The organism is Rhizobium sp. BT04 (assembly GCF_030053135.1).
Lineage (GTDB): Bacteria > Pseudomonadota > Alphaproteobacteria > Rhizobiales > Rhizobiaceae > Rhizobium > Rhizobium binxianense.
In genome coordinates, this window is sequence record NZ_CP125652.1 from 1,234,022 (window position 1) to 1,255,989 (window position 21,968).

General features: G+C 63.2%; 17 protein-coding genes and 1 pseudogene. 8 read left to right on the forward strand and 10 right to left on the reverse strand.

All coding sequences use genetic code 11. The annotated features are described in order from the left end of the window. Positions 1-47: 47 nt before the first annotated feature. A pseudogene (locus QMO82_RS14670) lies at positions 48-291 on the forward strand (hypothetical protein); the annotation flags it as partial. 126 nt (positions 292-417) lie between these two features. On the opposite strand, the gene QMO82_RS14675 reads toward QMO82_RS14670, so the two are convergent. Then, positions 418-2,118, reverse strand: a complete 1,701-nt coding sequence (locus tag QMO82_RS14675; RefSeq protein ID WP_183607673.1) for an acetolactate synthase 3 large subunit — start codon at positions 2,116-2,118, stop codon at positions 418-420. Between the two features lie 372 nt (positions 2,119-2,490). Continuing rightward, complete coding sequence (locus QMO82_RS14680; RefSeq protein ID WP_183606859.1) at positions 2,491-2,889, reverse strand: hypothetical protein; 399 nt, start codon at positions 2,887-2,889, stop codon at positions 2,491-2,493. Positions 2,890-3,125: 236 nt separating this feature from the next. Between QMO82_RS14680 and ftsZ the strand changes: the two genes are divergently transcribed. Then, the gene (gene ftsZ, locus QMO82_RS14685) at positions 3,126-4,148 is read left to right on the forward strand and encodes a cell division protein FtsZ (protein WP_183606858.1); all 1,023 of its coding nucleotides are present in this window, start codon (positions 3,126-3,128) and stop codon (positions 4,146-4,148) included. 108 nt (positions 4,149-4,256) lie between these two features. Here the strand turns inward: ftsZ and QMO82_RS14690 are convergent, their stop codons facing one another. Both QMO82_RS14690 and QMO82_RS14695 read right to left on the reverse strand, forming a co-directional pair. Continuing rightward, a complete protein-coding gene (locus tag QMO82_RS14690; RefSeq protein WP_183606857.1) occupies positions 4,257-5,789 on the reverse strand; it encodes an Ig-like domain-containing protein in 1,533 nt (510 codons plus the stop codon). Positions 5,790-6,041: 252 nt separating this feature from the next. Further along, complete coding sequence (locus QMO82_RS14695; protein ID WP_183606856.1) at positions 6,042-6,872, reverse strand: helix-turn-helix transcriptional regulator; 831 nt, start codon at positions 6,870-6,872, stop codon at positions 6,042-6,044. A 91-nt stretch (positions 6,873-6,963) separates the two neighbouring features. Between QMO82_RS14695 and QMO82_RS14700 the strand changes: the two genes are divergently transcribed. Then, a complete protein-coding gene (locus QMO82_RS14700; RefSeq protein WP_183606855.1) occupies positions 6,964-7,854 on the forward strand; it encodes an SDR family oxidoreductase in 891 nt (296 codons plus the stop codon). Between the two features lie 104 nt (positions 7,855-7,958). Here the strand turns inward: QMO82_RS14700 and QMO82_RS14705 are convergent, their stop codons facing one another. After that, positions 7,959-8,162, reverse strand: a complete 204-nt coding sequence (locus tag QMO82_RS14705) for a hypothetical protein (RefSeq protein WP_183606854.1) — start codon at positions 8,160-8,162, stop codon at positions 7,959-7,961. Between the two features lies 1 nt (position 8,163). Next, positions 8,164-8,364 carry a hypothetical protein gene (locus tag QMO82_RS14710; protein WP_183606853.1) on the reverse strand — a complete coding sequence of 67 codons (201 nt, stop codon included), beginning with the start codon at positions 8,362-8,364 and terminating at the stop codon, positions 8,164-8,166. A 156-nt stretch (positions 8,365-8,520) separates the two neighbouring features. Here QMO82_RS14710 and QMO82_RS14715 point away from each other — a divergent pair, with 156 nt between their 5' ends. Then, complete coding sequence (locus QMO82_RS14715) at positions 8,521-8,694, forward strand: hypothetical protein (protein WP_183606852.1); 174 nt, start codon at positions 8,521-8,523, stop codon at positions 8,692-8,694. A gap of 208 nt (positions 8,695-8,902) precedes the next feature. Here QMO82_RS14715 and QMO82_RS14720 read toward each other — a convergent pair whose 3' ends face one another. Continuing rightward, positions 8,903-16,417 (reverse strand): VCBS domain-containing protein, encoded by a 7,515-nt coding sequence (locus tag QMO82_RS14720; protein WP_283196649.1) that lies wholly within the window; start codon positions 16,415-16,417, stop codon positions 8,903-8,905. A 562-nt stretch (positions 16,418-16,979) separates the two neighbouring features. Here QMO82_RS14720 and QMO82_RS14725 point away from each other — a divergent pair. Then, positions 16,980-17,150 (forward strand): hypothetical protein, encoded by a 171-nt coding sequence (locus QMO82_RS14725; RefSeq protein ID WP_246718254.1) that lies wholly within the window; start codon positions 16,980-16,982, stop codon positions 17,148-17,150. A gap of 166 nt (positions 17,151-17,316) precedes the next feature. Here QMO82_RS14725 and QMO82_RS14730 read toward each other — a convergent pair whose 3' ends face one another. The 3 genes from QMO82_RS14730 to QMO82_RS14740 form a co-directional block, all read right to left on the reverse strand. After that, the gene (locus QMO82_RS14730; RefSeq protein WP_183606851.1) at positions 17,317-17,760 is read right to left on the reverse strand and encodes an SRPBCC family protein; all 444 of its coding nucleotides are present in this window, start codon (positions 17,758-17,760) and stop codon (positions 17,317-17,319) included. 133 nt (positions 17,761-17,893) lie between these two features. Then, positions 17,894-18,307, reverse strand: coding sequence for a GFA family protein (locus QMO82_RS14735; RefSeq protein ID WP_183606850.1), 414 nt, complete (start codon positions 18,305-18,307; stop codon positions 17,894-17,896). 141 nt (positions 18,308-18,448) lie between these two features. Next, a complete protein-coding gene (locus QMO82_RS14740; RefSeq protein ID WP_183606849.1) occupies positions 18,449-19,141 on the reverse strand; it encodes a type 1 glutamine amidotransferase domain-containing protein in 693 nt (230 codons plus the stop codon). 268 nt (positions 19,142-19,409) lie between these two features. Between QMO82_RS14740 and QMO82_RS14745 the strand changes: the two genes are divergently transcribed. The 3 genes from QMO82_RS14745 (at position 19,410) to QMO82_RS14755 (ending at position 21,906) form a co-directional block, all read left to right on the forward strand. Then, positions 19,410-20,411 carry a LacI family DNA-binding transcriptional regulator gene (locus QMO82_RS14745; RefSeq protein WP_183606848.1) on the forward strand — a complete coding sequence of 334 codons (1,002 nt, stop codon included), beginning with the start codon at positions 19,410-19,412 and terminating at the stop codon, positions 20,409-20,411. 152 nt (positions 20,412-20,563) lie between these two features. Next, positions 20,564-21,598, forward strand: a complete 1,035-nt coding sequence (locus QMO82_RS14750) for a sterol desaturase family protein (RefSeq protein ID WP_183606847.1) — start codon at positions 20,564-20,566, stop codon at positions 21,596-21,598. Continuing rightward, entirely contained in the window at positions 21,595-21,906 is a 312-nt protein-coding gene (locus tag QMO82_RS14755) for a MocE family 2Fe-2S type ferredoxin (protein WP_183606846.1), read from the forward strand. The genes QMO82_RS14750 and QMO82_RS14755 overlap by 4 nt, the downstream gene beginning before the upstream one ends. Positions 21,907-21,968: the final 62 nt, after the last annotated feature.

The following is a 21,968-nucleotide window of genomic DNA, read 5'->3' on the forward strand; positions in this document are numbered from 1 at the left end:
ACGCTTGGCACTCCCCTGCGCTTGCAGCCCAGCCGGAAAGCCCAACGATACCGGCGAGAGGCTTTTCCCAAACTCCCGCCCGGCCCCGGCTCCCCGGTCAAAACGACAGCGTCGCAGCCCGTCTTTCGGGATCGCTGCAATTCTGCTTAATGCCGACCGGCGATTGGACCGATGCCGCGCCGTCGCTGGCCAGTCTTTCAGCGAGACGGCATGCTGGTGCTGCCGACCAGCGACCTGCCGCAGAAGCCGTGGCGTGAGATTCCCGTGCTCCGCCGCGGCGTTCATACCCAAGAGAGCCTCATCCTGCGGTGTCCCGGAGGGGCTCGAGGGACGAGGCGGGTGCGTCAGCGTCCGACGCATGCGACGCATACGGCCTTGATGTTGCCGTCGCGGTGCGCGCTTCAGGGCTGCCCCTTTCTACCAAGGTCTGCCGACGTCAAATGGCGGATTGTCGAGCCCGCCGGGCAGCAGCATGTCATTGTGTGCCCGGCCGCTGCGGATCATCGGCAGGCAATTGGCGAGTTCTGCGACGCGGCAGTCAAACAGAACAGGCATGTCGACCTCGATCATCTCCAGGATCGCGTCGTCGAGTTCGCCGGGTTTCTCGCAACGAATGCCGTGTCCGCCATAGGCTTCCGCAAGTTTCACGAAATCCGGGTTTCCGTGCTGCCGCTGCCGAACCGTTCCCGAACAGCCATTGTTGAGAATGAAGATCTTGATCGGCGCCTCGTACTGTACGGCGGCCGACATTTCCTTCATCGTCAGTTGCACGCAGGCATCGCCCGCTATGTCGATGACGAGGCTGTTGGGATTGGCGATCTGCACGCCGAGGGCGGCGGGCAGCCCGTATCCCATGGTCCCCAGGCCGCCTGATGTCATCCAGCGGTTCGGCCGCTCGAAGTCGTAATATTGCGCCGCCCAGATCCGATGCTGGCCGACCTCCGTCGTGATGTAAGTATCCCGATCCTTCGTCAGCTGATGGAGCCGCTCGATGGCATATTGCGGCATGATGACGTCGTCGCGCATCGCGTAGGAAAACGATCGCCGCGCCCGCCAGCCCGCAATCGTGCCCCACCACTCGGTCAGTCCCGCCCGCTCCGGCGCCTGCGGCAGCGCCCGCCACAGACGAACGAGGTCGGCGAGCACGTGGGCGGCATCGCCCCGGATGCCGATATCGGCGCACACAGTCTTGTTGAGCGAGCAAGCATCGATATCGATATGAATCTTCCGGGAATTCGGTGAGAAACCATCGATGCTGGAGGTGATCCCACCGTCGAAGCGCACCCCGATGCAGAGCATGAGGTCGCAGTCGTGCATCGCCATATTGGCCTCATAGGAACCGTGAAGCCCGGCCATCTTCAGCCAGTTCGGGCTGGAAGCCGGATAGGCGCCGAGCCCCATCAGCGTCGACGTGACGGGGAAGCCGGAGAGATCGACCAGCTCCCGCAACAGCTTTACCGCTTCAGGGCCGGAATTGATCATGCCGCCGCCCACGTAGATGACCGGCCGGCGCGCCGTCGCCATCAGAGCGACGGCAGCCTCGATCTTCCCGATGTCGCCACGACGGTCCGGCTGGTAGCTTATTCGCGGGGCGACGGCCTCCGGCGGCGTGTAGCTGCCGCTCGCAAACAGCACGTCCTTGGGCATGTCGACCAGAACGGGGCCGGGCCGGCCGGATCTGGCAATGCGAAAGGCCTCGTGGATGGTCGCCGCAAGGTCGTTGACGTCGCCGACCAGCCGATTGTGTTTCGTGCAGGCTCGGGTGATGCCGACGGTATCGCATTCCTGGAACGCATCGGACCCGATCAGCGTCGTCGGTACCTGGCCGGACAGGCAGACGAGCGGGACGGAATCCATCAAGGCATCCTGGAGGGGCGTGATCGCGTTGGTGACGCCGGGACCCGACGTGACCAGCATGACGCCGACCTTGCCCGTCGAGCGGGCATATCCCTCGGCGGCATGGCCGGCGCCCTGCTCATGGCGAACCAGAATGTGCCTGATGTCTTCCTGCTGGAAAAGCTCGTCGTAGATCGGCAGCACGGCAGCGCCGGGATAGCCGAAAATATGCCGGACGCCGTTGTCTCTCAGCGCCTGGAGAACGATTTCCGCGCCGGTCATCTGCGCGCGCGGGATGTCGATGGAATGACGGGATCTCATGGTTCCGTTCCTTGATCAGTGTGATGATGTGTGGAAAGTCCGACGAGGCGCGCGCCCGGATTCAGGGCATAAAAAAAGGCCCCGTCAGGAGCCTGCTTACCGCGCATGGGTGCCTTCGCCGGATGGTTACACCACCCTGCCCATGCGCCCGATCACCACTGCCAGAACCATTGCGATTTTCATGGCAGCATAGCTAAATGCAAATTGGGGCGTCGTCAATGCTCCCGGAGAAATTGTACTTGAGGAGCCCGACAGCCGGTCGGAAGCGGGAGACCCGAGACGCGGTTGGTCGCATCGTCGCCGGCATCCCGTTTCACGCGCGGATGAGCAAGGTTAATCCTGGCCCTGCAAACGATCCATCACCTGCAGCAGCAGATCGGCGCAAGCCTTCGTCGGTTCGTCCTCGGCGCATTGCAGATCGATCCGGGTGTTCCCGTCCTCGATCCGGAAATGCGCTGCCTTGGACAGCGGCGGTGGCGGGTGATGGCCCCGGAAACCACGAAAGCCCATGTGGCCTCTCGAACCGTGCCATCGGTAATCGGGCCGGTCTCTCGGCGGCCCATCCTGCCCGCCCCGCATCGCCCCCTCATCGCCGGATGCAGGCGGAGGCGGTGAGCTTGGCTCGGCCGCCGCGGGCGGCGTCCCGGCGGATGGCGGGGCGGACGGCTCTTGCGCGAAGGCAGCGCCGGCTAGCGCCGCAAGGGCAAGGCCCGATAGAAGAAGACTTTGCATGGGAACCGTCCTTTCGGGAGATATGAGACATGTCGGTAAACACCCCGGCGCGGCTTTGGTTCACGCCCCGTCAGGGCTTTTGTCGAAATCCGCAACTCATTCGTGCGGCGGGCTTTCGACGGCGGCCCCTAAGACTTCTTTCGCCTCGCCTCTGCCTTGTTGGGCGGCTATCCTAAGCGCCGATTCGCTGGCCACGACGAGGGCGTGGCGTGAACGAAGCATCAAAGGAGAGTGCGATGACGGACGCCAAGAGCGGCATTTCGGGACTGCGGCCGCATATTACAGTCATCGGCGTCGGTGGCGGTGGCGGCAATGCGATCAACAATATGATCGCGGAAAAGTTGGCAGGCGTTGAATTCATCGCCGCAAATACGGACGCCCAGGTCCTCGCCACGTCCAAGGCGACGCGGCGCATTCAACTCGGCGCGAACGTGACGGAGGGTCTCGGCGCCGGGTCACTGCCTGAGATCGGCCATGCGGCGGCCGAGGAGTCGATCGATGAGATCATGGATCACCTGGCAGGATCGCACATGTGTTTCGTCACCGCCGGCATGGGCGGCGGGACGGGCACAGGTGCTGCACCTGTCATCGCGCGCGCCGCACGTGCCGCCGGCATCCTGACGGTCGGCGTCGTCACCAAGCCCTTTACCTTTGAGGGCAATCGCCGCATGCGGACGGCGGAAGTCGGCATCGAGGCACTCCGTCAGGCAGCCGATACCGTCATCGTCATTCCCAATCAGAACCTTTTCCGCATCGCCGATGCGAAAACGACTTTCGCCGAGGCGTTCATGACGGCCGACCGCGTGCTCTATGCCGGCGTCGGCTGCATTACCGATCTCATCGTCAAGGAAGGCCTGATCAACCTCGATTTTGCCGACGTGAAGTCGGTCATGCAAGGCATGGGACGCGCCATGATGGGCACTGGCGAAGCCTCCGGCGAGAGCCGCGCGATGAAGGCGGCGGAAGCGGCAATCGCCAACCCGCTTCTCGATGATATCTCGATGAGAGGCGCCAAAGGCGTGCTGATCTCGATATCGGGCGGCTCGGATATGACGCTGTTCGAAGTGGACGAAGCGGCAAGCCGCATTCGCGACGAGGTGCAGGATGACGCCGATATCGTCGTCGGCGCCATCTTCGACCGCAGCCTTGACGGCAAGTTCCGCGTCTCGGTCGTGGCGACCGGCCTGGAAGGCAGCTCCCTGCCCGCATCCGCTTCTCACGCCCCGGCCGAACAGATCCAGACGCGTACGCTGCAGTAAGCGGCTACTGTTATATTGGTCTGTTCACCACGGCACCGAGCGGATAAACGCCGCCCCATCCTGTGAAAAACGGGCGGGGCAGCGTTACCATTCGGCCAGTAAAGACCGTCAGGCGAAGAGTATGTCCGAGATGTTGTGCACCACCGAGATTTCGTCGGTCATGCTGTTGGTGATGTAGAGATTGTCCGCCGCTGAATCATAGACCACGTTGGTGGTAGAGTCGTCTCCTGATGTGGCGATGTTGACATCGACCGTTGTCTTGACCCCGGTCGCAAAGTCGAATGCCGTGCCGATATGCTCGCTGCCGGAGGAATCGCCGAAGAAGAACGTGCCGTTGACGGCAAAGCCGTATCCGAGCCCGCCGGCCGAAAAGGTCTTGGATTCGATCGGGTTCAGCGTATTGGGATCGATTTTGGAGACCTGCCAGGTGGAATCATTGATGCGGCCGACGACGTAGATGCCGGTCGAATCCTGCATCGTATTGACGGCCGTGAATCCGCCCCAGTCGAACGTACCCGCCCCATTCTCACCGATAAGGCCGGGAATCGAAGCACCCTTCTGATCGAGCGAGCCGTCGGCGGCATCCCACTTTGCGAGATAGGTCTGATCGGGGAAAGGGTCCTCCTCGCCTCTCGCCTCGTTGGTTCGGCCGATGATCTCGCCGCCGCGGACCGAAAAATAGGTTCCGCCGATGTCATATTCGCCCTTGTCATAGTCGCCGAGAGAGATGGCGCCGCTGGCCTTGCCGGCGTCGAATGCGGCGGCGTTGTCGTAGATGCTCACCATGGAATCATCCGGGAAACCATGGCCGGAGCTGACGTAAAATTTGCCCGTCAGCGGATCAATCGCCACCCCCTGGAGTTCGTAGTGGTCATCGAAGGGGCGCACGACATCGGCCTGGGCCTCGACATGATCCGTATTCAACGACTTCCCGTCCGTCGCGCCGTCGACGGTCAGCGTGATCACGCCGGCATCCGCATGGCCGGCGCCATCGGAGACCTTGTACTGGAGCTTCTCCGTGACATGCTCGCCGTCGTCGAGGCCGCCCTTCACTGCCGGATCGAGATCGTAGGTAAAGCTTCCATCGCCTGCGAAATGGAAGGTGCCGAATTCCCCCGCCACGTCGGTCGTCTGGCCCTGCCCGGCAGCAATGCTGGTGCCGTTGACCGAGCGCAAGAAGAGCGCATCCACCTCTCCCGCGCGATCATTGGCAAGCACGTTGCGTGCCATCTCGCTTCCCTCGTGAAAGGAGAAGCCGTCATCGACCGCGACCGGCGGGCTCGTGACGCCGTGAATGTCGAGCTTGAAGTGGCCGACATCGGTATTGCCGGCGCCGTCGGAAATCTTGCAGCCAATCGTCTCGGTCAGCGTCATCCCCTGGAGAAAACCCGCCTTGGAGGCCTCGTTCAGCGTATAGCTGTAGGAGCCGCCAGCCCTGACGTGAAACGTGCCGTGTTCTCCCTCGATATCAGTGATCGCGCCACCCTTCTTGGCAAGTACCCGCTCGCCGTCGAAGAAGCTGAGAAACAGGTTCCCGGAGCCTCCAGCCAGATCATTATCCAGCAGATTGCCTGAAATCACATCATTCTCGGAAGCGCTCCTGACATCATCGACCGCCACAGGTTTTGCAAGCTCTGTCATGGATATCTCCTTCAAGATCCATTCGCCTCTGTCTATCGGGAGGAAAGCAGCCAGGACCGGGCAGGTCAACAGATTCTCTATCAGGAGTGGTATTTTAGAGTTTCACAGCTTTGTCACGCAAAAGAGCTCGGAGGATGCCTGCGCCCACGCTCAGGACAGCCTCATCCTGAAGCCGGAGGCTGCAGCTTTGAGGCGGGCGCGCCCATCCTCAGAGGCGATGATGATCGCTATATCATCGATGGACGATTGCCCTCACCTCTCGGCCAGCAACCCCTTGGTCTTCGCCGCATCCTCCGCCGTCGCCGGGTTATACACCACCATGCTGAGATCCGGCCGGCCATCCACCCGGAAGGCGGAATATTCGAAAGCGAGTGGGCCGAGGATGGGGTGTTTGATGTGCTTGGCACCCTCGCCGTGGGCGCGCACGTCGTTGTCACGCCACATCGCCAGGAATTCGGGGCTCTTGCGGCAGAGTTCGTCGACGAGGGGCTCGACCTCGGCCGCGGCGCCCGCGCGGGCCGCATCCACGCGGAAGGCGGCGACGACGAAGCGGGCGACACTTTCCCAGTCGTACTGGGCAGCGCGCACGCGGGGATCGAGGAAGATGAAGCGCAGCACGTTGCGCTCTTCCGGCGGCAGCGCGCCGTAATCGGTCAAAAGCACGGTTGCCGCCCGGTTCCAGGCAATCACGTCCCAGATGGCGTTGCGGATCAGCGCCGGGCTTGGGTCCAGCGCATCGAGCACGCCCTGCAACCTCGGCGTCACGCCCTCTTGCCTGTGGTAGCGCACCTCGGGCTGCCGGCCGAGACCGATGAGGAAGAGATGCTCGCGCTCGACATCAGTCAGCATCAGCGCGCGAGAAATCCGGTCGAGCACGTCGGCAGACGGCGCCCCGCCGCGCCCCTGCTCCAGCCAGGTGTACCAGGTCGGGCTGATATTGGCGCGGCTCGCCACCTCCTCGCGCCGCAGACCCGGCGTGCGCCGCCGCTCCCCCGCAAAACCGAGGGCGGCGGGATCGAGCCTGACGCGGCGATCCTTCAGATAGGCGCCGAGCCGGTTCTCCGAGGTGACGAATTCACCCATCCTGTTAGCCTTTATACCATGATAATGTCACTACTTTACCATGATATAGGCAGGGCCGATATGTGTCTCCGGCAAAAACTGGAGATACCACATGCGCGTATTCGTCACTGGAGCCGCCGGCTGGGTCGGCTCGGCCGTCGTCAATGAATTGATCGCCGCCGGCCATCAGGTGCTCGGCCTCACCCGCTCGGACAAGGGAGCGGATCAACTGGCGGCAGCCGGTGCTGCGGTCCATCGCGGCACGCTCGACGACCTGGGCAGTCTGAAGAGCGGTGCAGCTGGGGCGGACGCCGTGATCCATACGGCTTTCAACCACGATTTCTCGAAATTCGCCGAAAACTGCGCCGCCGACCGGCGCGCCATCGAGGCGCTCGGCGAAGCCCTCCAAGGCTCCGATCGTCCGCTGCTGGTCACAGCCGGCCTCGGCTTTGCCCCCGGCCGCGTTGGCACCGAGAAGGATCCGCCCATGCCGACGTCGCAGACCTACCCTCGCGCCTCCGAAATCACCGCGGTATCGCTTGTCGCGCGTGGCGTGCGCGCCTCCACCGTCCGGCTGCCGCCCTCGGTGCATGGCCATGGGGACCACGGCTTCGTGCCGATCCTGATCGATCTGGCCCGGCGCAAGGGCGTCTCAGCCTATATCGGCGAAGGGCAGAACCGCTGGCCGGCCGTACACCGGCTCGATGCCGCCCGCGTCTATCGCCTGGCGCTGGAGCGCGGTGCCGTCGGCGGCCCGTTCCTGGCAGTCGCGGAAGAGGGAGTTTCCTTCAGGCAGATTGCCGAGGTCATCGGCCGGCGTCTCGATGTGCCCGCTGTCTCGCTCTCACGAGAAGAAGCGGCCGAGCATTTTGGCTGGTTCGGCATGTTCGCCGGCTTCGACGTCCCGACATCGAGCGAGCATACCCGCGCGCTGCTCAGCTGGCAGCCAAAGCAGCCCGGCCTCCTCGCCGATATCGACCATCCCGCCTATTTCGGGGGGTAAGAACAGGTGTCTAGATATGATTGGAGCAATTTCCGTGACTGGAGAAAACGGAAATACCTCGCGGCGTGGCTCGTGAGGAGAAGCAGCGACAGCCGGAGCTAGTGCTAACGGCTCTCGTTCCTGTCGGCCGGATCGTAGTTGATATCCCAATCCTTCTCGGGTTTCTTCTTGCCGGGCGGGTTCTTGTTCACCGTGGCATCTTCCGACCCGGTGATGACGGTCGGTTTGGCGGAGGCCACACCGCTGCTTTTCCGGTCGGCCTGGGATTTGGCGAACTGGCCGGCTGCGTCTTTTTCGGGATCAGCCATCTCATTCGCCCTTCTGCTTCAGTCCATCGCTGATATTCTTCGTTTCGGGATCGCGGTTGTTTTCGCCCTTCGCGTCGCGATCGCGATCCGGATCATCCTTGGCTTTCATGTAGCCGCGCGGCCTATTGCCCTTCGGACCCTCCCAGCGGGGGGACTGGTCGGTGGTGCCGGGAGCGCCATCCCTCGGTGTCGTCATTCCCATCTTCGTTCTCCTTGGTTTGAGTAAGGAAAACCGCAAAGAGCCGGAACTGTTCCACGCTTTTGCGAGATCACGGCGGGGAGTTGGCACAGAAAATATGGAACAGTGGCGCCGCCCATCGGTTGGTGTGAGGTCGCAACCTGAAACATGGAGCCGAAGATGAGCAAGACCAACGTTCGTGACCTTCAGAAACGCGCCGAGCGACAGGTCAGAAATACCAGCGCCGGCGGCCACCTTGGTGGCACCTATTTCGGCCAACAGCCGGACGGGAAAACCGCCTCGGACAGCAGCAATGACAGCGCCAAAGCACGGCCAAACGACGGCAGCAATTGAGGTCGGCAGGCTGCCGCAACGCGTGTGACCTGATGCTCACCCGATGAATCCTTCGCGCCCAGCGCGCTGGGCGCACAAACTTCCGGGACCTCCCCGTCAGGCCCGAGCACGGGAATGAGTGCAGAATCTCGCTGCTGTCGGAAGACACCTGCCCGCGCCGCCGATGGATCCTGTCATTGACGCCGCAGTCGAGTGATCACAGACCGCCTCAGCTAAACAAGAAGTCGCCCGAGTTGAAGTTTGAAAGCCCGCCGAGGGTGGTGATGTTGTCGAATTCAGCGACCAGCACCGCTCCGCCGGCTGAACTTGGGTTCTGATCGTAGTAGACCGCCGCATGGCCGAGATCCGTGTTGTGGAACACGAACAATGCCCCTGTGGTTATGTTGCTGTAACTATTGATGGTGCTCTGGACGGTCGCGTTCGTGACGCTCACGTCCGTTTTGACGGCAACCTCCGTTCCGGCAACATTGATCGTGCCGTTGTTTCCCACCTTCACGTTGTCCACGCTTGTATTGTTGTTGCCGACGGCGAACTCGAACGTGCCGCCTCCAACGTCCAATTGGAACCTGTCCACGGTTGTGCTATTCGTCCCAGCATTGAAGTCAGTCATATGGTTCGTGGTGGTGGCAAATCTTTGGAAAAAGAAGGTGTCATTTCCCACGCCCCCGGTCAGGGTGTTGTTGCCAACACCACCGTTTAGGGTGTCATTGCCGTCTTGGCCAAAAAGAGTGTCGTCACCTCCGAGCCCGAACATCATATCGTTACCGCCACCGCCGTAGAGCACATCGTCGCCCGTTCCACCGCTCGGATTGTCCTGTGTATTGCCATTGCCACCGGTGATAATCGTGAACGTCTCGGTCTTTTCGAAGGTCGGCCCAATAGGATCACCGGTCTGCGTCGCCATTACCGTCACTGAAAACGAACCGTTCGTCGATAGCTCACCCGAACTAAGCGTATTGCCGGTTATCGAAAACAAGCCCGGATTCGACTGCGAGGCAATGCTGAAGCTGAACCCACCTGTGTCGGGATCAGTCGCCGACAGCAAACCACTGAACTCAAAATTATTGAAGTTGACGCTGTCCGCCGGAACGACAGGCGTCAGCTTAATGTCGGTCGGTGCCTGCCTATCTGGTCCATCGTTGGCGCCGGTGATGGCGACGACGATGTTGTGGCTGGCCGTGCCGTCGAGCGAGCTGACGCTCAGCGTGTCGCTGACGGCGTCGCCCTGGTTGAGCGCCTGCGTCGCTGCCCGGCTGTTGTCGAGCGTATAGGTCCAGCTGCCGCTGGCGGCATTGAAGGTGAAGCTGCCATAGATGCCGTTGAGGGAGGCCGGGACGGCAAACGCCGCCTCGCCGTCGTCGACATCGCTGACCGTCAGCTTGCCGGAGGCACTCGCATCGCCGCTGCCGGCCGCACCCGCCTCGACCGTCGCCCGATCGTCGGTGACCGTCGCATCGACGACGATCGAAGCCGCATCGTTGGCGCCGGTGATGGCGACGACGATGTTGTGGCTGGCCGTGCCGTCGAGCGAGCTGACGCTCAGCGTGTCGCTGACGGCGTCGCCCTGGTTGAGCGCCTGCGTCGCTGCCCGGCTGTTGTCGAGCGTATAGGTCCAGCTGCCGCTGGCGGCATTGAAGGTGAAGCTGCCATAGATGCCGTTGAGGGAGGCCGGGACGGCAAACGCCGCCTCGCCGTCGTCGACATCGCTGACCGTCAGCTTGCCGGAGGCACTCGCATCGCCGCTGCCGGCCGCACCCGCCTCGACCGTCGCCCGATCGTCGGTGACCGTCGCATCGACGACGATCGAAGCCGCATCGTTGGCGCCGGTGATGGCGACGACGATGTTGTGGCTGGCCGTGCCGTCGAGCGAGCTGACGCTCAGCGTGTCGCTGACGGCGTCGCCCTGGTTGAGCGCCTGCGTCGCTGCCCGGCTGTTGTCGAGCGTATAGGTCCAGCTGCCGCTGGCGGCATTGAAGGTGAAGCTGCCATAGATGCCGTTGAGGGAGGCCGGGACGGCAAACGCCGCCTCGCCGTCGTCGACATCGCTGACCGTCAGCTTGCCGGAGGCACTCGCATCGCCGCTGCCGGCCGCACCCGCCTCGACCGTCGCCCGATCGTCGGTGACCGTCGCATCGACGACGATCGAAGCCGCATCGTTGGCGCCGGTGATGGCGACGACGATGTTGTGGCTGGCCGTGCCGTCGAGCGAGCTGACGCTCAGCGTGTCGCTGACGGCGTCGCCCTGGTTGAGCGCCTGCGTCGCTGCCCGGCTGTTGTCGAGCGTATAGGTCCAGCTGCCGCTGGCGGCATTGAAGGTGAAGCTGCCATAGATGCCGTTGAGGGAGGCCGGGACGGCAAACGCCGCCTCGCCGTCGTCGACATCGCTGACCGTCAGCTTGCCGGAGGCACTCGCATCGCCGCTGCCGGCCGCACCCGCCTCGACCGTCGCCCGATCGTCGGTGACCGTCGCATCGACGACGATCGAAGCCGCATCGTTGGCGCCGGTGATGGCGACGACGATGTTGTGGCTGGCCGTGCCGTCGAGCGAGCTGACGCTCAGCGTGTCGCTGACGGCGTCGCCCTGGTTGAGCGCCTGCGTCGCTGCCCGGCTGTTGTCGAGCGTATAGGTCCAGCTGCCGCTGGCGGCATTGAAGGTGAAGCTGCCATAGATGCCGTTGAGGGAGGCCGGGACGGCAAACGCCGCCTCGCCGTCGTCGACATCGCTGACCGTCAGCTTGCCGGAGGCACTCGCATCGCCGCTGCCGGCCGCACCCGCCTCGACCGTCGCCCGATCGTCGGTGACCGTCGCATCGACGACGATCGAAGCCGCATCGTTGGCGCCGGTGATGGCGACGACGATGTTGTGGCTGGCCGTGCCGTCGAGCGAGCTGACGCTCAGCGTGTCGCTGACGGCGTCGCCCTGGTTGAGCGCCTGCGTCGCTGCCCGGCTGTTGTCGAGCGTATAGGTCCAGCTGCCGCTGGCGGCATTGAAGGTGAAGCTGCCATAGATGCCGTTGAGGGAGGCCGGGACGGCAAACGCCGCCTCGCCGTCGTCGACATCGCTGACCGTCAGCTTGCCGGAGGCACTCGCATCGCCGCTGCCGGCCGCACCCGCCTCGACCGTCGCCCGATCGTCGGTGACCGTCGCATCGACGACGATCGAAGCCGCATCGTTGGCGCCGGTGATGGCGACGACGATGTTGTGGCTGGCCGTGCCGTCGAGCGAGCTGACGCTCAGCGTGTCGCTGACGGCGTCGCCCTGGTTGAGCGCCTGCGTCGCTGCCCGGCTGTTGTCGAGCGTATAGGTCCAGCTGCCGCTGGCGGCATTGAAGGTGAAGCTGCCATAGATGCCGTTGAGGGAGGCCGGGACGGCAAACGCCGCCTCGCCGTCGTCGACATCGCTGACCGTCAGCTTGCCGGAGGCACTCGCATCGCCGCTGCCGGCCGCACCCGCCTCGACCGTCGCCCGATCGTCGGTGACCGTCGCATCGACGACGATCGAAGCCGCATCGTTGGCGCCGGTGATGGCGACGACGATGTTGTGGCTGGCCGTGCCGTCGAGCGAGCTGACGCTCAGCGTGTCGCTGACGGCGTCGCCCTGGTTGAGCGCCTGCGTCGCTGCCCGGCTGTTGTCGAGCGTATAGGTCCAGCTGCCGCTGGCGGCATTGAAGGTGAAGCTGCCATAGATGCCGTTGAGGGAGGCCGGGACGGCAAACGCCGCCTCGCCGTCGTCGACATCGCTGACCGTCAGCTTGCCGGAGGCACTCGCATCGCCGCTGCCGGCCGCACCCGCCTCGACCGTCGCCCGATCGTCGGTGACCGTCGCATCGACGACGATCGAAGCCGCATCGTTGGCGCCGGTGATGGCGACGACGATGTTGTGGCTGGCCGTGCCGTCGAGCGAGCTGACGCTCAGCGTGTCGCTGACGGCGTCGCCCTGGTTGAGCGCCTGCGTCGCTGCCCGGCTGTTGTCGAGCGTATAGGTCCAGCTGCCGCTGGCGGCATTGAAGGTGAAGCTGCCATAGATGCCGTTGAGGGAGGCCGGGACGGCAAACGCCGCCTCGCCGTCGTCGACATCGCTGACCGTCAGCTTGCCGGAGGCACTCGCATCGCCGCTGCCGGCCGCACCCGCCTCGACCGTCGCCCGATCGTCGGTGACCGTCGCATCGACGACGATCGAAGCCGCATCGTTGGCGCCGGTGATGGCGACGACGATGTTGTGGCTGGCCGTGCCGTCGAGCGAGCTGACGCTCAGCGTGTCGCTGACGGCGTCGCCCTGGTTGAGCGCCTGCGTCGCTGCCCGGCTGTTGTCGAGCGTATAGGTCCAGCTGCCGCTGGCGGCATTGAAGGTGAAGCTGCCATAGATGCCGTTGAGGGAGGCCGGGACGGCAAACGCCGCCTCGCCGTCGTCGACATCGCTGACCGTCAGCTTGCCGGAGGCACTCGCATCGCCGCTGCCGGCCGCACCCGCCTCGACCGTCGCCCGATCGTCGGTGACCGTCGCATCGACGACGATCGAAGCCGCATCGTTGGCGCCGGTGATGGCGACGACGATGTTGTGGCTGGCCGTGCCGTCGAGCGAGCTGACGCTCAGCGTGTCGCTGACGGCGTCGCCCTGGTTGAGCGCCTGCGTCGCTGCCCGGCTGTTGTCGAGCGTATAGGTCCAGCTGCCGCTGGCGGCATTGAAGGTGAAGCTGCCATAGATGCCGTTGAGGGAGGCCGGGACGGCAAACGCCGCCTCGCCGTCGTCGACATCGCTGACCGTCAGCTTGCCGGAGGCACTCGCATCGCCGCTGCCGGCCGCACCCGCCTCGACCGTCGCCCGATCGTCGGTGACCGTCGCATCGACGACGATCGAAGCCGCATCGTTGGCGCCGGTGATGGCGACGACGATGTTGTGGCTGGCCGTGCCGTCGAGCGAGCTGACGCTCAGCGTGTCGCTGACGGCGTCGCCCTGGTTGAGCGCCTGCGTCGCTGCCCGGCTGTTGTCGAGCGTATAGGTCCAGCTGCCGCTGGCGGCATTGAAGGTGAAGCTGCCATAGATGCCGTTGAGGGAGGCCGGGACGGCAAACGCCGCCTCGCCGTCGTCGACATCGCTGACCGTCAGCTTGCCGGAGGCACTCGCATCGCCGCTGCCGGCCGCACCCGCCTCGACCGTCGCCCGATCGTCGGTGACCGTCGCATCGACGACGATCGAAGCCGCATCGTTGGCGCCGGTGATGGCGACGACGATGTTGTGGCTGGCCGTGCCGTCGAGCGAGCTGACGCTCAGCGTGTCGCTGACGGCGTCGCCCTGGTTGAGCGCCTGCGTCGCTGCCCGGCTGTTGTCGAGCGTATAGGTCCAGCTGCCGCTGGCGGCATTGAAGGTGAAGCTGCCATAGATGCCGTTGAGGGAGGCCGGGACGGCAAACGCCGCCTCGCCGTCGTCGACATCGCTGACCGTCAGCTTGCCGGAGGCACTCGCATCGCCGCTGCCGGCCGCACCCGCCTCGACCGTCGCCCGATCGTCGGTGACCGTCGCATCGACGACGATCGAAGCCGCATCGTTGGCGCCGGTGATGGCGACGACGATGTTGTGGCTGGCCGTGCCGTCGAGCGAGCTGACGCTCAGCGTGTCGCTGACGGCGTCGCCCTGGTTGAGCGCCTGCGTCGCTGCCCGGCTGTTGTCGAGCGTATAGGTCCAGCTGCCGCTGGCGGCATTGAAGGTGAAGCTGCCATAGATGCCGTTGAGGGAGGCCGGGACGGCAAACGCCGCCTCGCCGTCGTCGACATCGCTGACCGTCAGCTTGCCGGAGGCACTCGCATCGCCGCTGCCGGCCGCACCCGCCTCGACCGTCGCCCGATCGTCGGTGACCGTCGCATCGACGACGATCGAAGCCGCATCGTTGGCGCCGGTGATGGCGACGACGATGTTGTGGCTGGCCGTGCCGTCGAGCGAGCTGACGCTCAGCGTGTCGCTGACGGCGTCGCCCTGGTTGAGCGCCTGCGTCGCTGCCCGGCTGTTGTCGAGCGTATAGGTCCAGCTGCCGCTGGCGGCATTGAAGGTGAAGCTGCCATAGATGCCGTTGAGGGAGGCCGGGACGGCAAACGCCGCCTCGCCGTCGTCGACATCGCTGACCGTCAGCTTGCCGGAGGCACTCGCATCGCCGCTGCCGGCCGCACCCGCCTCGACCGTCGCCCGATCGTCGGTGACCGTCGCATCGACGACGATCGAAGCCGCATCGTTGGCGCCGGTGATGGCGACGACGATGTTGTGGCTGGCCGTGCCGTCGAGCGAGCTGACGCTCAGCGTGTCGCTGACGGCGTCGCCCTGGTTGAGCGCCTGCGTCGCTGCCCGGCTGTTGTCGAGCGTATAGGTCCAGCTGCCGCTGGCGGCATTGAAGGTGAAGCTGCCATAGATGCCGTTGAGGGAGGCCGGGACGGCAAACGCCGCCTCGCCGTCGTCGACATCGCTGACCGTCAGCTTGCCGGAGGCACTCGCATCGCCGCTGCCGGCCGCACCCGCCTCGACCGTCGCCCGATCGTCGGTGACCGTCGCATCGACGACGATCGAAGCCGCATCGTTGGCGCCGGTGATGGCGACGACGATGTTGTGGCTGGCCGTGCCGTCGAGCGAGCTGACGCTCAGCGTGTCGCTGACGGCGTCGCCCTGGTTGAGCGCCTGCGTCGCTGCCCGGCTGTTGTCGAGCGTATAGGTCCAGCTGCCGCTGGCGGCATTGAAGGTGAAGCTGCCATAGATGCCGTTGAGGGAGGCCGGGACGGCAAACGCCGCCTCGCCGTCGTCGACATCGCTGACCGTCAGCTTGCCGGAGGCACTCGCATCGCCGCTGCCGGCCGCACCCGCCTCGACCGTCGCCCGATCGTCGGTGACCGTCGCATCGACGACGATCGAAGCCGCATCGTTGGCGCCGGTGATGGCGACGACGATGTTGTGGCTGGCCGTGCCGTCGAGCGAGCTGACGCTCAGCGTGTCGCTGACGGCGTCGCCCTGGTTGAGCGCCTGCGTCGCTGCCCGGCTGTTGTCGAGCGTATAGGTCCAGCTGCCGCTGGCGGCATTGAAGGTGAAGCTGCCATAGATGCCGTTGAGGGAGGCCGGGACGGCAAACGCCGCCTCGCCGTCGTCGACATCGCTGACCGTCAGCTTGCCGGAGGCACTCGCATCGCCGCTGCCGGCCGCACCCGCCTCGACCGTCGCCCGATCGTCGGTGACCGTCGCATCGACGACGATCGAAGCCGCATCGTTGGCGCCGGTGAGCGAGATCGAGACATTTGCCTCGCTTAGTGTGCCATTGCCGAGCCGTATCGCGTAGACAAAACTATCTTTGAGGATTTCACCGGCAGACAGCGTGTTGATATCCGCGCCCGAGCCCGCGATGCCGCTTCCATCACTAAGACGGTATTCGATCTTTGCATTATTGATCCTGACCCAATTGCCGAGCAGGGTCTTCTCCCAGGCAGATGTCCCATTCGTTCCGACGTCTTTCGCAAGAAGCTCATAGTCGGTGGTAATTGGATTGCCATCTCCGTCGTCGACCGAAAAGAGGGATTTGGCATTCCCGCCAAGATCGTTCGACATCACGTCAAGGGTTATGGTTTTGGTAGCCGCATTGTAAAGCTGGAGACTGAGCAGTTGGTCTTCTGTCCAGATGTAAGAGTCATCCTTCGCCTGCGGCGTATTGGAGAAAGAAGTCGTGCTGCCGCCGCCGGTGCTTTGCGTACCCATCAAAATACTCCCATAACACAAAACAAGTAACCCGGCGATGATTCAAGACTATCAAACCAGAACGACACGCGTGAACACGCGGCCGCGCCGGCACTATCGGCAACAACGCCAATTTTTCTTAAATTATAGCCGGAATACTCCCCATCCCTAATAAAGTGTTAACACATATACTGTGAAATGAAAGACGATTTTCTTGCGATGGTAAATTTATCCAGGAATTCGCCGCGAGAGACGCCGAAGTCGCAGACCTCGATACTGACGGGCGGTGGGGTGGGATGACGGCGCGCAAAGCGCTTACGAAGCGCGGGCCCAAACTTGAGAGCCTTTCCGCTTTTCCTCGCTTAGGTCTGCACCGGCTGCTCCACGCCGATCATTTCATCGGGATGTTGTCTCGGATCGGCTTTCCACGACGAAGCCAAAGAAGGAGCTCCAAACGTCCGACGAAGCCGAAAATAATGGTACAACCGCCATCGTTCCAGTTCAGAACGCGTCACCAGCCGAACAAGCAGCCACCGCGTCCGTGCTCGAAGACATGCGAAAGGAAAGACTGGACACCCCGCCCATGCTGTTCTTCTGGGAGCTCGATCCGCAGGGAATGGCCAAGCTGATCTCTGAGGTGATAACACTGCCGATGATCGTGTGGTCGCCAGGCATGTCCCTGGCGTATTCCCTCTGGTTAACGTCACTGCTTCCCGCACGCGAGACGATCGATCAGAGCGCGGATTATGCTTAGCAAATCGATCGATGCCGTCGGGTCGCACCCCAGCCACCTCTGGAACGCTCAACTCTCCGCCCAGAATTCCGAGGATATTCGCGGAATGACGGGCGGAGGCAGAGGGCCGAGCCATGCGCAGACGCAGCAAGCGGCTGCGAGCGGCTACGCTTCAACCTGACGAAACTTAATCGTTGATATCCGGCTCGATGACCCGGGCAAGATTGCGCAGCGACTCCTGCCAGCCGAGGTAGCAGGCTTCGGGCGGGATGACGTCGGGCACGCCGGCCTGGGTGATGTCCACCTCGGTGCCGACCGAGACTTTCTTCAGCGTCACGGTGACTTCCATTTCGCCCGGCAGGTTCGGGTCTTCGAACTTGTCCGTATAGCGGACGCGTTCGCCCGGGACGAGCTCGCGAAATTCGCCGCCGAAGGCGTGGCTGTTGCCAGTCGTGAAGTTGCGGAATGACATTCTGAAGGTGCCGCCGACAGCCGGCTCCAGATGATGCACGGTGCAGAGAAAACCGTTCGGCGGAAGCCATTTGGCGAGCGCGTCGGCCTCGATGAAGGCGCGATAGACCTTGTCCGGGCTGGTCGCGAGAACACGGTGCAGGCGTATGGTGTTCGGCATGATCGTAATCCTTTGAATGACGGAATGGACGAAGCTAGGACGGGTGTGATTTGGCCGATCCGACACCGGATCGAATATTTCTTCAAGAAAATTGCTTGGCGCGCCGCGTTCACTGCGCATGCAGTCGAGCAGTTCAGCCGGGCATGCCGTCGAATTGCGGGAGATCGAGCGGCCTTGCCCATTTCAGCCGGCGCTTGGTGAACATTTCGACCCCCGGCTCGATCAGCTCGGGTCGGTCAAGGCTGCCGAGCGTCACGAAGACAAGGCCGGGAAAGCTTTCCAGGTTGCTGCTGAACAGTCTGGCGCCACAATCCGGGCAGAAATTGCGATCGAGTCCCTTGCCGGAAGCGGCGATGTAATGAAACGCTTTCGGCCGGCCGGCGATCAAGGAAAAATCATCCTGCGGTATGGCGAAGAATGTCGCCGCCTCGCCGCCCGACGCCTTCTTGCAATCCAGGCAATGGCAGTTGGCGACAAAGTTCGGGTCGGTGTCGAATGCAAATTTTACCGCGCCGCAGGCGCACTGCCCCGTATATTTCCCGGTCATGTCCGGCGCCTTTCATCAGTTCGCGCGTCTTACGTTGGCTGCCGACGCCGTCATGCCGCAGGCCGTCGTGGAGACGTGCCTGCGGCCGGGCCGACGGGCCCAATGAACGGTTTCTCTTTGATCTCCGGCGGTGGCCGTCGCCTAAGCCGCATCTTGCTTTTTCAAAGCCTCAAGGAGCGTTCTGGCGCCCTGTTTTGACGAAGCCGGATTCTGGCCGGTGATCAGCAGACCATCCTGAACGACATGCACGCCCCAATCCGCCGTCTTCGAAAACTTTGCGCCCTGCTCTTTCAGCACGTCCTCGAGCAGATAGGGAACAACGTCGACAAGGTGCATGGCTTCTTCTTCGGAATCGGTGAACCCCGTGACGGCCCGGCCCTTGGCGATGGGCGTTCCATCCGGCGCCTTCACATTCGTCAGGATACCGGGGGCGTGGCAGACGAGCGCCACGGGTTTTCCCGCTGAAAGCATGTCCTCGATGAGCGACAGCGCATAACGGTCGTTCGTCAGGTCCCAAAGCGGGCCGTGCCCTCCGGGAAAGAATACGCTGTCATAGTCCCCCTGGTTGATTTCGGACAGCTTCACGGTGTTGGCGAGCCCAGCCTTTGCGGCCGTGTCTTGTTCAAACCGTCGCGTCGCTTCCGTCTGGAAGGCCGGCTCATTGCTCTTTGGATCGAGCGGAGGCTGACCGCCCTTCGGCGAAGCGAGCGTGATGTCGACCCCGGCATCACGGAAAACGAAGTAAGGAGCGGCAAGCTCCTCGAGCCAGAAACCCGTCTTCTTGCCGGTGTTTCCCAACTGATCATGCGATGTGAGAACCATGAGAATTTTCATTGCTCAGCTCCTTCAAAGCCGGCCGGCGGACAAACCGTCGGCACCCGGATTTACGGTGAAATACTGCCTGCAATCTCATGCTGAAACCGGAGGGGACATAGAGCGGCTGCGCCGCGAAACAAGCTCTCTCGCATGGTGTTTGCGGGAATTGCTTTAGGCAACCTCACCAAGAACCGATGTCGCGCGCCCCTTAGCCTCTGTGAGATTTGAGGCTAAGGTGTATGAAGAGGAAACGACGTCGCGTAAGGCCATTCGAGGGACCTGGAAAGTGAGCAAGCCGAATTACCGGGACATCGCCCGCCATGCCGGCGTGGGAACAGCCACGGTCGAGCGGGTGCTGAACGGGCGTGGGGGCGTTCGCCCCGAACTGGTCGAGAAGGTCATATCCGCCGCACGTCGCCTGGATTACCCGCGCAAGCTTCCCGAAACCCATCGCGGCCTGCTCAGGATAGAAGTGCTGATGGTTCGCCCGGAGACGAGCTTCTACCGTCGCCTTTCGCATGCTTTCGAAAGAATAGCCGCTACCCTCGACCCCCTGGTCGTCGTGCACCGCAGCTTCACCGACGAACTGAATCCGGAGGCGATCGCGCGGCGCATCCTGTCGACCGACCTTTCCCGTGCCGGCTTGATCCTTGCGGTGCCGAGCAGCCCGGTGATCAGTGCCGCAGTGGAAAAGGTAAATGCGCAAGGTCTGCCGGTCGTGCACGTCGTGACACGCGCGTCCGAGCACGTCGGCGAATTTATCGGTATCGACAACAATGCCGCCGGCCGGACGGCCGCGCTCTACATCAGCCGAATGGCTGCCCGGACCGGGCCTGTCGTTGCAATCTGCCACCCCATTTATCAGGTGCATCGCGATCGGATCCGCGGCTTTTCAGCCTATTTTCATGAACATCCCAGCGCCTCCAGCTTCGAATGGCTGGGATTCGGCGGCGATGAGGAGCGCTCCAGTGCCGATCTCCTGTGGTCGGCCCTGGAGATGTATCCCGGCCTTGCCGGTCTTTATAATGCCGGCGGCGCCAACTCCGCCCTCATCAAAGTGCTTCGCCGGCATCCGCGCGGCCGCGACGTGTTCTTCGTCGGGCACGAATTGACCGAATACACGCGCGCCGCCTTGCTGGATGGCATCATGGACGTGGTGCTGGATCAGGCGCCGGAGGCGCAGGCGCGCCGCGCACTCGACGTCATCCTGCGCCGCATCGGTTTGACCGATATCGAGCCGGACCGGGCTCCCATTCACTTCATCACCATCACCAAGGAAGGCCTTTGATCTAATCAGATCAAAGAAGGCTTCGGCGTTCGCAAGCGCCCCTGCTACTCTCGCGTCGGGGAGGAGACCCGGCGCGAGACGAGCGACACCGGATCACCCCACCAGAGATATGTGTGGGGCACGGAGATCTCCGGCGCCCGGAGGAGATGCCAATGGATGATATGAAATTCGGTAAGCGCAACAAGCGCGGCGACTGGGCGCCGGACCAGCCGGTCGAGACCGCGCCGGTTTTCGCCTTTCCGCCGCGGCTGACGGCGATCCTGAAATGGCTGCCGCACTACTTCCTTCCCTGGAACGTGATTTTTGCCCTGTCTGCGCTCGCCTACTGGGCCTGGGTCATTCCCCCGGTCGATACGATGAAATCGCTGAGCTTGGGCTGGGTCGCGTGGCTCTATGCCGTCAACGCCGTCTCGGTCTTCCTGTTCTACGGCGCTTTCGAGCTTCATCTTTATGTGTTGAAGCGCCAGGAAAACCGCTTCAAATACAATGGCAAATTCCCGGCCGAGCAGAAGAGCAAGGCGTTCTGGTTCGAAAGTCAGAACCTCGACAACATCCTGCGCACCTTCCTGTCCGGCGTGGTGATCTGGACCGCCATCGAGGTGGGGATGCTTTGGGCCTATGCCAATGGCTACGCGCCGTGGCTGAGCTTCGCGGAAAACCCGTGGACGCTGGCGCTCGTCGCGCTCGTGGTGCCGATCATTCACGAGTTCCACTTTTTCTGCATTCACCGGCTCATCCACACACCTCTCCTCTACAAGTGGGTGCACTCGGTTCACCACAATTCGGTGAACCCCTCGCCCTGGTCATCGCTGTCGATGCACCCTGTCGAGCATCTGCTCTATTTCGGAACGGCCCTCTACCACCTGTTCCTGCCCTCCAACCCGATCATCATGCTCTACCAGATCCACTATGCGGGTTTCGGGGCAATTCCCGGCCATGTCGGCTTCGACAAGGTCGAGATCGGCAAGGACGGGCTGGTCGATAGCCACGCCTATGCACATTACCTCCACCACAAATACTTCGAGGTGAACTACGGCGACGCCCTGATCCCGCTCGATAAATGGTTCGGCACCTGGCACGACGGCTCCCCCGAAGGTGAAGCACAGATGCAGGAGCGCTACCGCAGACGGAAGGAAAGGCTTGCGGCTCGCAAGGCCCGCCTGGAAGTCGGAGGGACGGCCGAATGACCTGGGTTTCAGTTGGCAAACTCGACGATATCGAACAGGAAGGGGCCATCCGCTTCGACCACGGCGGGCGCACCTACGCGATCTACCGTGGGCCTGACGACAGCGTCTACTGCACCGCCGGCCTCTGCACCCACGAGGCGATCCACCTCGCGGAAGGCCTGGTCATGGATTTCGAAGTGGAATGTCCAAAACATTCCGGCTCCTTCGACTATCGCACCGGCGAGGCCCTCAGGCTTCCGGCCTGCGAAAACCTGAAGACCTATCCGGCAGAGGTGATCGACGGAGAGGTTCGCGTCGCCCTCGGCTAGGCCGCGCGTATCGGATGGCCCCGATGCCCTTCGGGAGGAAGCCGGGTGACCCGGCGTTTTTA

Coding starts and splice junctions, on each gene's coding strand:
- QMO82_RS14675 (WP_183607673.1), bottom strand. CDS start 2,118: ATGACCGGCGCGGAAATCGTTCTCCAGGCGCTGAGAGACAACGGCGTC.
- QMO82_RS14680 (WP_183606859.1), bottom strand. CDS start 2,889: ATGCAAAGTCTTCTTCTATCGGGCCTTGCCCTTGCGGCGCTAGCCGGC.
- ftsZ (WP_183606858.1), top strand. CDS start 3,126: ATGACGGACGCCAAGAGCGGCATTTCGGGACTGCGGCCGCATATTACA.
- QMO82_RS14690 (WP_183606857.1), bottom strand. CDS start 5,789: ATGACAGAGCTTGCAAAACCTGTGGCGGTCGATGATGTCAGGAGCGCT.
- QMO82_RS14695 (WP_183606856.1), bottom strand. CDS start 6,872: ATGGGTGAATTCGTCACCTCGGAGAACCGGCTCGGCGCCTATCTGAAG.
- QMO82_RS14700 (WP_183606855.1), top strand. CDS start 6,964: ATGCGCGTATTCGTCACTGGAGCCGCCGGCTGGGTCGGCTCGGCCGTC.
- QMO82_RS14705 (WP_183606854.1), bottom strand. CDS start 8,162: ATGGCTGATCCCGAAAAAGACGCAGCCGGCCAGTTCGCCAAATCCCAG.
- QMO82_RS14710 (WP_183606853.1), bottom strand. CDS start 8,364: ATGGGAATGACGACACCGAGGGATGGCGCTCCCGGCACCACCGACCAG.
- QMO82_RS14715 (WP_183606852.1), top strand. CDS start 8,521: ATGAGCAAGACCAACGTTCGTGACCTTCAGAAACGCGCCGAGCGACAG.
- QMO82_RS14720 (WP_283196649.1), bottom strand. CDS start 16,417: ATGGGTACGCAAAGCACCGGCGGCGGCAGCACGACTTCTTTCTCCAAT.
- QMO82_RS14725 (WP_246718254.1), top strand. CDS start 16,980: ATGCTGTTCTTCTGGGAGCTCGATCCGCAGGGAATGGCCAAGCTGATC.
- QMO82_RS14730 (WP_183606851.1), bottom strand. CDS start 17,760: ATGCCGAACACCATACGCCTGCACCGTGTTCTCGCGACCAGCCCGGAC.
- QMO82_RS14735 (WP_183606850.1), bottom strand. CDS start 18,307: ATGACCGGGAAATATACGGGGCAGTGCGCCTGCGGCGCGGTAAAATTT.
- QMO82_RS14740 (WP_183606849.1), bottom strand. CDS start 19,141: ATGAAAATTCTCATGGTTCTCACATCGCATGATCAGTTGGGAAACACC.
- QMO82_RS14750 (WP_183606847.1), top strand. CDS start 20,564: ATGGATGATATGAAATTCGGTAAGCGCAACAAGCGCGGCGACTGGGCG.
- QMO82_RS14755 (WP_183606846.1), top strand. CDS start 21,595: ATGACCTGGGTTTCAGTTGGCAAACTCGACGATATCGAACAGGAAGGG.